This window comes from Streptomyces sp. NPDC054770 (genome assembly GCF_053611985.1).
In genome coordinates this window covers 1-12,084 of record NZ_JBSHBL010000138.1, presented here as the reverse complement: position 1 = coordinate 12,084, position 12,084 = coordinate 1, and the positions used below count along the sequence as shown (strand labels likewise).

The following is a 12,084-nucleotide window of genomic DNA, read 5'->3' as shown; positions in this document are numbered from 1 at the left end:
CCGGTCTTTCCCCCCCCCCGCGTTGTGGTTCGGGTGCCCGCGCCGGCGGCGGGGGGGGGGGGGGCGGCCCGGCCCCCCCGGGGGCGGGCGGGGGTCGGGGGGGCCCGCCCCCCCGCCCCGCCCCGGGCCCCCCCCCCGGCCGAGGGCTTCATCGCAGCCTGGGGGGGGCCTGTTTTCCGGGGGGGGGGGGGCCCTCGCCGGGGGGGGGCGCCCCCCCCCACCGCGTGCGCCCTTCCTGACGGGAGGCTGTCAGCCGCCGGGATGACGGAGGCCGGTGCGTGTACTGCGTACTCAGTAGCCGGGATTGTCGGCAGCCGCACGACGACGGCACGGGGTGGCCGCGGGGAGTCTGGACCGGTCCCCGAGAACAGCAGATGTGGAGATCTCCGTCCCGTGGCTAATTTCCTCTACCGACTGGGCCGACTGGCCTTCCGGCGGCGCCGGCTCGTCGCCGTGCTGTGGGTGGCCGTGCTGGCCGCCGTCGGCTTCGCCGCCGTCCGGGCGCCCGAGGCCCCCGACACGTCCTCGACCATGCCGGGGATCGAGTCCCAGCGCGCCTTCGACCTGCTCGGCGAGCGCTTCCCGGGCTCGGCGGCGGACGGCGCGAACGCCCGGATCGTCTTCGTCGCCCCCAAGGGCGAGAAGGTGACCGCCGGCCCGAACCGGGCGGCGATCGAGAGGCTGGTCGGCGAGGCCGCCGACGGCGCGCAGGTGGCGAGCTCGGTCAGTCCGTTCGCGGCGAAGGGGGTCAGCGCGGACGGTACGACGGCCTACGCGAACATCACCTTCAAGGTGACCGCGCACGACCTCACCGACGCGGCCAAGCAGCACCTGGAGAAGGCGATCGGCCAGGCCCGCGACTCGGGGCTGACCGTCGAGGCCGGCGGCACCGCGCTCGCCACCCAGCCCGCTGCAGGGGGCTCCGCCGAGGCGGTCGGCATCGCGATCGCCGCCCTGGTCCTGCTGCTCACCTTCGGCTCCCTGGCGGCGGCCGGACTGCCGCTGCTCACCGCGGTGATCGGCGTCGGCATCGGCATGGCCTCGATCCTGGCCCTGGCCAAGGCGCTCGGCCTCTCCTCCACCACCGGCACGCTGGCGACCATGCTGGGCCTCGCCGTCGGCATCGACTACGCGATGTTCGTCGTCTCGCGCTACCGCGAGGAGCGCGCCAAGGGCCACGCCCCGCAGGAGGCGGCCGCCCTCGCCGCCGGTACGGCCGGTTCGGCGGTCGTCTTCGCCGGGCTCACCGTGGTCATCGCGCTGGCCGGGCTGTCGGTGGTCGGCATCCCGATGCTGACGAAGATGGGGCTGGCCGCCGCCGGTGCGGTGGTCGTGGCGGTGCTGATCGCGCTGACGCTGGTCCCGGCACTGCTCGGCTGCTGGCCGAACGCGGTGCTCGCGCGCCGGGCCCGCAGGAGCGGCCGGGTCGAGGAGGCCGGGGAGAACAACGGCGGCAGCCGCTGGGCGCGGTTCGTGCTGCGCCGTCCGCTGGCCGTGCTGCTGCTCGGGGTGGTCGGCCTGGGCGCGCTCGCGCTGCCGGTGCGGGACCTGCAACTGGGCATGCCGGGCGACGAGGTGAAGCCGACGTCCACCACCGAGCGCCGGGCCTACGACGACCTGGCGGCAGGCTTCGGTGCGGGCTTCAACGGGCCGCTGACGATCGTCGTCGACGGCACCGGGGCGACGGACGTCAAGGGCGCGGTCACGAAGATCACGCGGCGGATCGAGGACACCGAGGGCGTGGTCTCGGTGTCGGCGGCACGGTTCGACGCGGCGGGCGACACCGCGGTGTTCTCGGCGGTCCCGGCGACCGGTCCGAGCGACGAGCGGACCAAGGATCTCGTGCACGCCATCCGCGGTGAGCGTGCGGCCGTGGAGGCGGGCACCGGGGCGACCTTCCTGGTCACGGGTACGACGGCGGTGAACATCGACGTGGCCCAGAAGGTGCAGGACGCGCTGGTGCCGTACCTGCTGGTCGTGGTCGGGCTCGCCGTCGTGCTCCTGCTCCTCGTCTTCCGCTCGGTGCTGGTCCCGCTGAAGGCGGCGCTCGGCTTCCTGCTGTCGGTGCTGGCCTCGCTGGGCGCGGTCGTCCTGGTCTTCCAGCAGGGTCACGGCGCGGCTCTGCTGGGGGTGGAGTCCACCGGGCCGGTGATGAGCCTGATGCCGATCTTCCTGGTGGGGATCGTCTTCGGACTCGCCATGGACTACGAGGTGTTCCTGGTGTCCCGGATGCGGGAGGCGTACGTGCACGGGAGCGGGCCGGGGCAGGCGGTCGTCAGCGGGTTCCGGTACAGCGCACGGGTCGTGACGGCCGCCGCGCTGATCATGATGGCGGTGTTCTCCGGGTTCATCGGCGCCGGCGAGTCCATGATCAAGATGATCGGGTTCGGGCTCGCCTCGGCCGTCCTGTTCGACGCGTTCGTCGTACGGATGGCGATCGTCCCCGCGGTGCTGGCGCTGCTCGGCCGGTCGGCCTGGTGGCTGCCGCGATGGCTGGACCGGGCGCTGCCCGCCGTCGACGTCGAGGGCCAGGCGCTCGGCCGTACGGTGCCCGACCCGGCCGCCGACAGCGCCCCGGAACCGGCCCGCCCGCGCTATCACCGACCATGGTCACAGGAGACCGACCGGAGCGACCGATGAGCACCCCCTGGCGGCGCTACGCCGAAGAACACACCCGCACCGTCGACACCATGGCGGCGGTGCTGCTGTTCGCCGCGTTCCTGTTCGGCAGCGAGATCACCATGAGCGCCGGGGAGCAGCCGCACACGGTCGGCCTCACCATCGCCCTCGCCGCCGTCGGCTGCGGTGCCCTGCTCTGGCAGCGCAGCCGGCCGCGCACGGTCGTCGCCGTCGCCGCGCCGGCCACCGCGGCCGCCGCCGGGCTGGGGCACCTGCCCACCCCGCTGCTGCTGGGCGGGCTGATGCTCGCGCTGTACCGGCTGGCGGTCGACACCGACCGGCCCACCGCGCGCCGCTACTACTTCGCGAGCCTCGCCCTGGTGGTGACGGCCGCCATGGTGATCGCCCCGGCGGGCATCCCCTGGCCGCTGGAGACCATCAGTCCGGCCGCCTGGCTGCTGCTGCCGGTGGTGGCCGGCAACGCGGTCCGGCTGCAGACCGCGTATCTGGACGCCGTGCAGGCGCGGGCCGAGTACGCGGAACGCAGCCGGGAGGAGGAGGCCCGGCACCGGGTCGCGGAGGAGCGGATGCGGATCGCGCGGGAGCTGCACGACGTGGTCGCCCACCATCTGGCGCTGGCCAACGCCCAGGCCGGCACGGCCGCCCACCTCTCGCGCACCCATCCCGAGCAGGCGCACCGGATCCTCGGGGATCTCGCCGGTACGACGGCCTCCGCGCTGCGCGAGCTGAAGGCCACCGTGGGACTGCTGCGGCAGACCGACGACCCGGATCTGCCGCTGGCGCCGAGCCCCGGCCTCGACCGGCTGCCGGAACTCACCGAGGCCTGCGAGTCCGCCGGGCTCAGCGTGCACGTCAGCGTCGAGGGCAGCCCGCGGCCGCTGACGGCGGGCGTGGACCTGACGGCGTACCGGATCGTGCAGGAGGCGCTGACCAACGTCACCAAACACGCCTCGGCGAAGGCCGCGTACGTCCGGATCGGCTGGGCCCCGGACCGGCTGACCCTCACCATCACCGACGACGGCACCGCCACCGCCCCGGCCGGGCCCGCCCCCGGGCACGGCTTCGGGCTCATCGGGATGCGCGAGCGGGCCCAGTCGGTCGGCGGAGCCTTCGCCGCCGGGCACCGGGACGGCGGCGGCTACGAAGTCACCACCCGGCTGCCGCTGTACCCCGGCGCCCCCGGCGCCCCGGAACCGGAAGAACAAGGGACACCATGACCATCCGCGTGCTGCTCGCCGACGACCAGGCTCTGCTGCGGGCCACCTTCCGGATCCTGATCGACTCCTGCGCCGACATGGAGGTGGTCGCCGAGGCCGCCGACGGCGCCGAGGCGGTCGCGCGCACCCGCGAGCACCGGCCGGACATCGTGCTGATGGACATCCGGATGCCCGGCACCGACGGGCTCGCCGCCACGGCCGCCGTCTGCGCGGACCCGGAGCTGTCCGACGTACGGGTGCTGATCCTGACCACCTTCGAGGTCGACGAGTACGTGGCCCAGGCGCTGCGCTCCGGGGCCAGCGGCTTCCTCGGCAAGGACGTGACCGCCGAGGCGCTGCTGACCGCGATCCGCACGGTGGCCGCCGGCGAGTCGCTGCTCTCCCCCACCGCGACCCGCACCCTCATCACCCGGTTCCTGGCCACGCCCGCGCCCGGCGCCCGGCTCGCCGCCCCCGAGCAGCTGCGGGTGCTCACCGCGCGCGAGCGCGAGGTCATGGCGCTGGCGGCCGAGGGCCGCTCCAACGAGGAGATCGCCGGGAAGCTCTTCGTCTCCCCGCTGACCGTGCGCACCCACGTCCACCGGGCGATGACCAAGCTGGACGCCCGGGACCGGGCCCAACTGGTGGTGATGGCCTACCAGTCGGGGCTGGTGCAGCCCCCGCCGCCCGGACCGGACGCCTGAGGCCTGTTCGGGGGAACCGGCACCGCGGGGCGCGTGCGACGGCCGTGGCCGGTCCACATCTCCTGGGTGACCGTCCTTCCCGTGATCCCGCCCATGCTCGCCACCCCGGGCAGGCTGCCGTCCCCCGCGCAGGACGCCCGGTGGGCCTACGAGACCAAGCAGGACGGCCAGCGGGTGGTCGTCTACCTGCCCGGCGACGGCAGCATGGTGCTGCGCGCCCGTTCCGGCGAGGAGATCACCGGCGCCTATCCCGAACTGCGCCCGCTGGCACAGGCACTGGGCCGGACCCCCACGATCCTGGACGGCGAGGTGCTGGCCGTCGACGAACACGGGCGTGCCGACTTCCAGTTGCTGCAGAGCCGGATGGGCCTGGCCCACGCCCCGGCCCGGGCGGCCCGGATGGCGGCGCGGGTCCCGGTCCATCTGGTGCTGTTCGACGTGCTGCTCCTGGCGGACCCGCTGCTCACCACGGCCTACGCGGACCGCCGGGCCCGCCTGGAGTCCCTGGCCCTGCAGGGGCCGTACTGGTCGACGCCGGGGGCCGTCGTCGGGCACGGCGCCGAGGCGCTGCGGGCCACCCGGGAACACGGTCTGGAGGGCCTGGTCTGCAAACGGCTCGACTCGCGGTACGAGCCGGGGGTGCGGTCCCGCGCCTGGATCAAGATCCGGAACCTGCACGCCGAGGACGTGATCGTCGGCGGCTGGCTGCCGGGCAAGGGGCGGCTCACCGGGCTGCCGGGCGCGGTGCTGGTCGGCCAGCGGTCCGCCGACGGGCGGCTGCGCTACGTCGGCGGGGTGGGCACCGGCTGGAGCGAGGCGGAGCGGACCGAACTGGCCGCGCTGCTGCGGGCCGCCGGCACCGACTCCTGCCCCTTCGACCCGGTCCCGGCGGTCCCGGGCGCCCGCTGGGTGCTGCCCCGGCTGGTCGGCGAGGTCGGATACAGCACCCGGACCCGGGCCGGGCTGCTGCGCCAGCCGTCCTGGCTGCGGCTCCGCCCTGACCTCGCACCGGAGGAGTCGGCGGCGGACCTGCCGGACGACCCGGGCTGACCGCCGGGCGACCTCCGGACGGCGGACGGCGGCCGGGGATGGCCCGGGCTGCGGCCGACAGGATGTCGGAATCGGTGGCCGGCGGGAAGGTCTATCGTGTCCCCATGTCGGTACCCGAGTTGATCCGTATCGTCTCCCGCGACTCGCCGATGGCGCTCGCTCAGGTGGCCCGTGTCCGGGCCGAGTTGGCCGCCCTGTATCCGCAGGTGCGCACCGAGGTCGTGCCGGTGAAGACGACCGGTGACAAGTGGCTGGGTGATCTGTCCCTGGTGGAGGGCAAGGGGGCGTTCACCAAGGAGGTGGACGCCGCGCTGCTGGCCGGTGCGGCCGATCTCGCCGTGCACTGCGTGAAGGACGTGCCCGCGGACCGGCCGCTGCCCGCCGGGACGGTGTTCGCGGCGTTCCTGAAGCGGGACGACATCCGCGACGCCCTCGTCCACCCGGGCGGGCTGACCCTGGACGAGCTGCCGCCGGGCACCCGGGTCGGCACCTCCGCGGTCCGCCGGGTCGCCCAGCTGTCGGCTACCCACCCGCATCTGGAGTGCGTGCCCTTCCGGGGCAACGTCAACCGGCGGCTGGAGAAGCTGGCCGCCGGCGAGGCCGACGCGCTGCTGGTGGCGATGTCGGGCCTGGAGCGGATCGACCGCACGGACGTGATCACCGAGGTACTGGACCCGGAGGCGATGATGCCGCCGATCGGCGCGGGCATCCTCGCGCTGCAGTGCCGGGAGGGCGACTCCGAGCTGATCGACGTGGTCAGCGGGCTCGGTGACCCGGACACCTACCGGGAGGCCACCGCCGAGCGGATGTTCCTGCACGTGCTCCAGGGCCACTGCAACAGCCCGATCGCCGGCTATGCCCGGGTCGACGGCGGCGGTGAGCTGTCGCTGCGCGCCTGTGTGTTCACCCCGGACGGCAAGACCCGGCTGAACGCCCACGAGTGGGCGGGCCGCCTCGACCCGGCGACGCTCGGGACCTCGGTCGCCGTGGCCCTGCTGCGGCAGGGCGCCCGGGAGATCATCGACGGTATCCCGCACTAGGCGCTTCGCTGGTAGGGCCGGGATGTGTCGTCGTTCGACTGCGGGTGCGTGGGGGTTGCTCGCGCAGTTCCCCGCGCCCCTTCGGAGCGCTGCCGAACCGCAGCGCACTTCGCCGGACCCGTTTGGGCGCTCGATCGGAAGGCCGCGATGCGCCTTCGGGGCGCTGCCGCTCAGGATGTGGTGGGGCCCGGTTCCGTCTGGTCCTTGAGGAAGGCTGTCACCTGGTGGGACAGGCTGCCCGGGCCGGCGGTCTGGCAGGCCGTGGCGGTGGTGGACTCCAGTACGCCGATGCCGCCCGCCCACAGCCGGCGTTCCGTCCACTCCTCGTCGACGCGCAGGTGGACCTGGATGTCCACCTGGGTCAGGGCGGCCTCCGAGCCGGCGGCGTAGAGGACGGCGGTGGCGCGGCGCAGCGGGTAGACGTCGAAACCCTCGATGAACTGGGAGTTGCGCCAGTCGATGAACGCGCCCTCGCCGTCGGGACCGACCCGGACGTCGATCTGGCCGTCCTCCAGTTGCACGCTGAAGTGACGGGAGCCGCGGTTCTCGATGGTCACCCGGGCACTGAAGTACGTCAGCCCGGCCGCGGCGTCGTCCCGGCCGCGAGGCGGCTCGGACTCCTCCAGGCGGTGGACGCGGACCCGCAGACCGGCATGCTCGTCGTACTCGTGCCAGTCCCCGACCACGTTCGGCTCGTACACAGTGCCCCTCTCGACCCACGCTGTTTATCTGTGCGCTCAGCGCACTGTCAAATGAGCGGAATGCGCTGTGGCCAGGGGGTTCGCCCGCTTTGATCGCTGATCAAGCGTTGCGCAGCGGTTATCCCGCTCCGGGCGTCCGGGCGGGTGGCGGGCGCGTGCCGCACATCACGTCGACGCGGGTCCCGGGTACGCGCCGGATCACCGGGCCAGGCGGCCGAGCAGCGAGGAGGCCGCGGTGACGCCGAGGGCGGCGGCGACCGCCAGCACGCCGAAGTCGAGGCCGAGGTGGGCGGGCGTGCCGAGCAGCAGGCCGCGCAGGGCGTCCACCTGGTAGCTCAGCGGGTTGATCTTGCTGACCACCTGGAGCCAGCCCGGCATGATCGCCACGGGGTAGAGGGCGTTGGAGCCGAAGAACAGCGGCATGGTGATCGCCTGTCCGATGCCCATCAGCCGGTCGCGGCTGAGGACGATGCCGGCGATGCTCATCGACAGGCAGGAGAAGAACGCGGAGGCGAGGACGACGGCGAGCCCGACCCCGAGCAGCTTCAGCGGGTTCCAGGTGAGCGAGACACCGAGGATCGCGGCGATGACGATGACCACGACGGCCTGGATCAGGGACTTCACCCCGGCCGCGAACGCCTTGCCGGTGATGAGGGCGGAGCGTGGGGTGGGGGTGACGAGGAGCTTGTTGAGGATGCCGGCGTCGCGCTCCCAGATGATCTGGATGCCGTAGAAGATGGCGATGAACATCGCGGACTGGGCGATGATGCCGGGCGCGAGGTAGTCGATGTACGGGATGCCGCCGGTGGGTATCGCCCGTATCCGGGTGAAGGTCTGGCCGAAGATCAGCAGCCAGAGGGCGGGCTGGATGGCCCGGGTGTAGAGCTCGGTGCGGTCATGGCGGAGCTTCTGGAGCTCCACGGCGCACATGGCGACGACCCGGGCGGGCAGCAGCCGCCATCCGGAGCGCGGCTGGGGCGGGGTCAGCAGCAGGGACGTGCCCGTGCGCTCAGCCGACACGGTTCGCGGTGCGGCGGGTGCTTCGGACATCGCGGAAACCTCCTGACTGGTCGTCGAGGCCGCTGCCGGCCACGTCGCGGAAGACGTCTTCGAGGGTGGGCAGGGCGTCGGTGCCCTGGCGTTCGGCGAGGCCGCGCCTGAGCTCGGCGGGGGTGCCGAGGGCGCGGATCCGGCCGCGGTGCATCAGGCCGACCCGATGGCAGTGCTGGTCGGCCTCGTCCATGTAGTGGGTGGTGACCAGGACGGTCATGCCGGTGGCTTCCCGCACGGCGTTGATCTGGTCCCACACGCTGGTTCGGGCGATCGGGTCGAGGCCGATGGTCGGCTCGTCGAGGATCAGCAGCCGGGGTGCGCTGACCAGCGCCTGGGCCAGTTCGAGGCGGCGGACCATGCCACCGGAGTAGGTACCGGCGAGGCGGTCGGCGGCGTCGGCGAGGTCCACCACCTCCAGCGCCTCGGCGACCCGTGCGGCCCGCTCGCGCCGGGGGACGTCGAAGACGCGGGCGAACAGCTCGACGTTCTCGCGTCCGGTGAGCCCGCTGTCGGCGGACAGCTGCTGCGGGACGTAGCCGAGCAGCCGGCGTACGGCCATCCGGTCCCGGCCGGTGTCGTGGCCGAAGACGCGGACCATCCCGGCGGGGACGGGCAGCAGGGTGGTGATGCAGCGGATGGCGGTGGTCTTGCCCGCGCCGTTGGGGCCCAGCAGCCCGAAGACCTCGCCCTCGCCGACGTTCAGGTCGAGTCCGTCGACGGCCCTGGTGTCCCCGAAGGAGTACGAGAGTCCGGTGCAGGCGACTGCGGGGGTGTCCGGCGTGGTGTCCGGCGTCATGATTCCTCGGCCTCCTCGTGCAGGGTGTCGGCCAGCCTGCGCAGCGCGGGCAGTGCCGCTCTCAGCGTCTCCCGGTCCGCCTCGTCCAGCCGGGCGACCTGGCCGGCGACGAGTTCGGCGCGGCGGCGGTGCCAGTCGGCGAGCCGTTTCTCGGCATCCTCGGTCAGCAGCAGCCGGGCGGCCCGCCGGTCGGCCGGGTCGGTCTCCCGGCGCATGAAGCCGTCCCTGACGAGCTGGTTGGCCAGGGTCGACACCGAGTTGCTCGCCAGGTACAGCTCCTTGGCGGCGTCCGAGATGCCGATCCCGGGCCGGGACTCGACCAGCCGCAGCAGCTCCACCTCGGCGCCGCGCAGCCGCGGCCGGCTGAGCCCGCGCCGCAACCGGCGGCGGATCAGCCGCTGGATGCCGACCAACGCGTCGGCGAGTTCTTCCGGAAAGGTCTCCGATTCCACACCTGGAAGATTACCTCTGCTACAGAGATATCTCCCCCAAGGGACGGTCAAGGGAGGGGCCGGGACGAGCCGAGGAGGAGTCGAGGGGGAGCCAGGGGGGAGATTGACAGAAGAATGAGAGCTATGTCACCTTTTTGAGTGAATTGTTTGCCTGTGCCCCATATGGGGCATCCGCAGTCCAGTGCTTCGGACCGGAGGCACGTGCGTGGGAGCCGGCTTTCGCCGACCGCCCCGTGTCCTCCCGAGGGTCCGAGCGCGTTCCTCCCACGGTGTCCGTCCACCAGCACCCGCTGAGGGAGGTGCGTGCGATGCGCGCCACCTGCACACCCAAGCCCCATCCGCACGACGACGCCCCGGACACGGCCCGGGACTTCCTGCGACTGGCCGAGCTGCCCGCGGGCCCGGAGCGCCGGGCGCTCCGGGACGAGCTGGTCGAGCTGTGGCTGCCCATGGCCGAGCGGATCGCCGTGCGGTTCCGCGGCCGCGGCGAGACCCTGGAGGATCTCTACCAGGTCGCCGCGCTGGGGCTGGTCAAGGCCGTCGACCACTACGACCCGGCACGCGGCCGGGCCTTCGAGGCCTACGCCGTGCCGACCATCACCGGCGAGATCAAACGCCACTTCCGGGACCACATGTGGACTCTGCACGTGCCGCGCCGGGTCCAGGAGCTGCGCAACCGGGTCCGTGCCGCCCTCAAGGAACTGGACCAGACGACCACGGGGCACGCCCCCACCGTCGCCGAGATCGCCGCGCGGGCCCAGCTCACCGAGAGCGAGGTGCGGGCCGGGATGGAGGCACTGGACTGCTACTCGGCGCTGTCGCTGGACGCCGAGGTGCCCGGCGCCGACGGCTACGCGCTGGGCGACACCCTGGGCAGTCCCGACCCCGGCTACGACCTGATCGTCGACCGCACCGCCGCGGAACCCTGCCTGCAGGGGCTGCCCGAGCGTGACCGGCTCATCCTCTATCTCCGGTTCTTCTGCGGCATGACGCAGAGCCGGATCGCCGATCAGCTGGGCATCTCCCAGATGCATGTGTCCCGCCTGCTCAGCGCCTGTTTCGACCGGCTGCGCGAGGAACTGCTGGCCGAGACCGAGACCCGCTGAGGCTCACCCGGCGGGCGGGGCGCCGGGGACCTGCGTCGGGCCGTACCGCTCCAGCGCCTCCCCCAGCTCCGTGCGGATCTCGTCCGGCATCTCGCCGGTGCGCCCCCAGACCAGGATCAGCTCCGCGACGTCGCGCAGCTTGATGTTGGTGTGCTGGGAGACCTCCCGGAGCACCTCCCAGCCCTCGTCGGGCGTCACCCGGCCGAGCGCGACCACCATCCCGATGGCCTGGTCCACCACGGCATGGGAGGCGACGGCTTCCTTGAGCTGGTCGACCTCTTCCTGAAGGTGGAGGATCCGGTCCGGCTCACTCTCGTCCATCCACTCATCGTGTCACTCGTTCGGCGCCGTGCCACCGGGGTACTCGGCAGGCGTTCCCGCCGCTTCCGGTTGGAGACTGGTGGCAGACCGGTCCCCCGCCGGCCCCGACACCAGGACGCGAGTGCCATGAACGACGACACGCCTGCCCCCCGACCGGTGCAGAAGAAGCGAGCGGTGATCTCCACGCACTCGGTCTTCGGTGCCCCGTGCTGGGTGAGCCTGACCAGCCGCGACCTCCAGACGACCGAGGACTTCTACAGCGCCGTGCTCGGCTGGCGATGGCGCAGTGTCCGGCTCGGCGACCACTTCCGGATCGCGCTGGCGGACGGGGTGCCGGTGGCCGGCATCGCCGCGGTCGCCGCGATGTGGCAGATGGCGGTGGCCTGGACCCCGTACTTCGCGGTGCCCGACGCGGACGAGGCGGTGGCCCGGGCGCGCGAGCGCGGCGGCACCCCCGCGGTGGGGCCGCTGTCCTTCCCGCCCGGCCGGGCGGCGTTGATCGCCGACCGGGACGGCGCCGTCTTCGGTATCTGGGAAGGGGAACTCGTCTCCAACTGGGAGACCTGGCGGCGCGCCGCCCCGACCTTCATCCGGCTGCACACCCGCAACGCCTTCGACTCGGCGATGTTCTACGGCGAGGTCCTCGGCTGGGCCTCCGACAAACCGGGCTGCTGCGAGGTCGAGTACGTGGGCGGCGAGGTCGTGCTGCGCAGCCGGGGCGATGCGGTGGCCCGCATCGACTCGGGGGCGGTGGAGGCGGCCCCCGACCCGTCGGTACGGCCGCACTGGCAGATCCACTTCGCGGTCACCGACGTCGCCGAGTGCGCACGGGCCGCCGAGAAGCACGGCGGCAGCGTGCTGAGCGAGGAGGACACCGAGGCGATCCTCCGGGATCCGGACGGGGCCCAGTTCACGGTGACGACGGCCCGCGGGGCGCGATAGTGGTCGTCGGCCGCGGGTGCGTGGGGGTTGCTCGCGCAGTTCCCCGCGCCCCTGAAGGGGCGCACTGCAGCGCCCCTTCTTTT

At 73.2% G+C, this 12,084-nt stretch carries 12 protein-coding genes; 7 read left to right on the top strand and 5 right to left on the bottom strand.

Annotation, left to right across the window (positions count from 1 at the left end):
• Positions 1–393: 393 nt before the first annotated feature.
• The 5 genes from ACWGKQ_RS50365 (at position 394) to hemC (ending at position 6,630) form a co-directional block, all read left to right on the top strand.
• Complete coding sequence (locus tag ACWGKQ_RS50365) at positions 394–2,640, top strand: MMPL family transporter (protein WP_453298857.1); 2,247 nt, start codon at positions 394–396, stop codon at positions 2,638–2,640.
• A complete protein-coding gene (locus tag ACWGKQ_RS50360; protein WP_453298856.1) occupies positions 2,637–3,857 on the top strand; it encodes a sensor histidine kinase in 1,221 nt (406 codons plus the stop codon). The genes ACWGKQ_RS50365 and ACWGKQ_RS50360 overlap by 4 nt, the downstream gene beginning before the upstream one ends.
• A complete protein-coding gene (locus ACWGKQ_RS50355) occupies positions 3,854–4,540 on the top strand; it encodes a response regulator transcription factor (protein ID WP_453298855.1) in 687 nt (228 codons plus the stop codon). Before ACWGKQ_RS50360 ends, ACWGKQ_RS50355 begins: the two co-directional genes overlap by 4 nt.
• 93 nt (positions 4,541–4,633) lie before the next feature.
• Entirely contained in the window at positions 4,634–5,590 is a 957-nt protein-coding gene (locus ACWGKQ_RS50350; RefSeq protein ID WP_453298861.1) for an ATP-dependent DNA ligase, read from the top strand.
• Positions 5,591–5,694: 104 nt separating this feature from the next.
• Positions 5,695–6,630 carry a hydroxymethylbilane synthase gene (gene hemC, locus ACWGKQ_RS50345; RefSeq protein ID WP_453298854.1) on the top strand — a complete coding sequence of 312 codons (936 nt, stop codon included), beginning with the start codon at positions 5,695–5,697 and terminating at the stop codon, positions 6,628–6,630.
• Between the two features lie 170 nt (positions 6,631–6,800).
• On the opposite strand, the gene ACWGKQ_RS50340 is transcribed toward hemC, so the two are convergent.
• The 4 genes from ACWGKQ_RS50340 to ACWGKQ_RS50325 all read right to left on the bottom strand — a co-directional run bounded on the left by ACWGKQ_RS50340 (position 6,801) and on the right by ACWGKQ_RS50325 (position 9,632).
• Entirely contained in the window at positions 6,801–7,331 is a 531-nt protein-coding gene (locus tag ACWGKQ_RS50340) for a hypothetical protein (RefSeq protein ID WP_453298853.1), read from the bottom strand.
• 198 nt (positions 7,332–7,529) lie between these two features.
• The gene (locus tag ACWGKQ_RS50335) at positions 7,530–8,381 is read right to left on the bottom strand and encodes an ABC transporter permease (RefSeq protein WP_453298852.1); all 852 of its coding nucleotides are present in this window, start codon (positions 8,379–8,381) and stop codon (positions 7,530–7,532) included.
• Positions 8,341–9,180 (bottom strand): ABC transporter ATP-binding protein, encoded by an 840-nt coding sequence (locus ACWGKQ_RS50330; RefSeq protein ID WP_453298851.1) that lies wholly within the window; start codon positions 9,178–9,180, stop codon positions 8,341–8,343. The genes ACWGKQ_RS50335 and ACWGKQ_RS50330 overlap by 41 nt, the downstream gene beginning before the upstream one ends.
• A complete protein-coding gene (locus ACWGKQ_RS50325) occupies positions 9,177–9,632 on the bottom strand; it encodes a MarR family winged helix-turn-helix transcriptional regulator (protein ID WP_453298850.1) in 456 nt (151 codons plus the stop codon). The genes ACWGKQ_RS50330 and ACWGKQ_RS50325 overlap by 4 nt, the downstream gene beginning before the upstream one ends.
• Positions 9,633–9,940: 308 nt before the next feature.
• Between ACWGKQ_RS50325 and ACWGKQ_RS50320 the strand changes: the two genes are divergently transcribed.
• Complete coding sequence (locus ACWGKQ_RS50320; protein ID WP_453298849.1) at positions 9,941–10,738, top strand: RNA polymerase sigma factor SigF; 798 nt, start codon at positions 9,941–9,943, stop codon at positions 10,736–10,738.
• A 3-nt stretch (positions 10,739–10,741) separates the two neighbouring features.
• Here the strand turns inward: ACWGKQ_RS50320 and ACWGKQ_RS50315 are convergent, their stop codons facing one another.
• Complete coding sequence (locus tag ACWGKQ_RS50315; protein ID WP_453298848.1) at positions 10,742–11,059, bottom strand: ANTAR domain-containing protein; 318 nt, start codon at positions 11,057–11,059, stop codon at positions 10,742–10,744.
• A 126-nt stretch (positions 11,060–11,185) separates the two neighbouring features.
• Between ACWGKQ_RS50315 and ACWGKQ_RS50310 the strand changes: the two genes are divergently transcribed.
• Complete coding sequence (locus tag ACWGKQ_RS50310) at positions 11,186–12,001, top strand: VOC family protein (protein ID WP_453298847.1); 816 nt, start codon at positions 11,186–11,188, stop codon at positions 11,999–12,001.
• Positions 12,002–12,084: the final 83 nt, after the last annotated feature.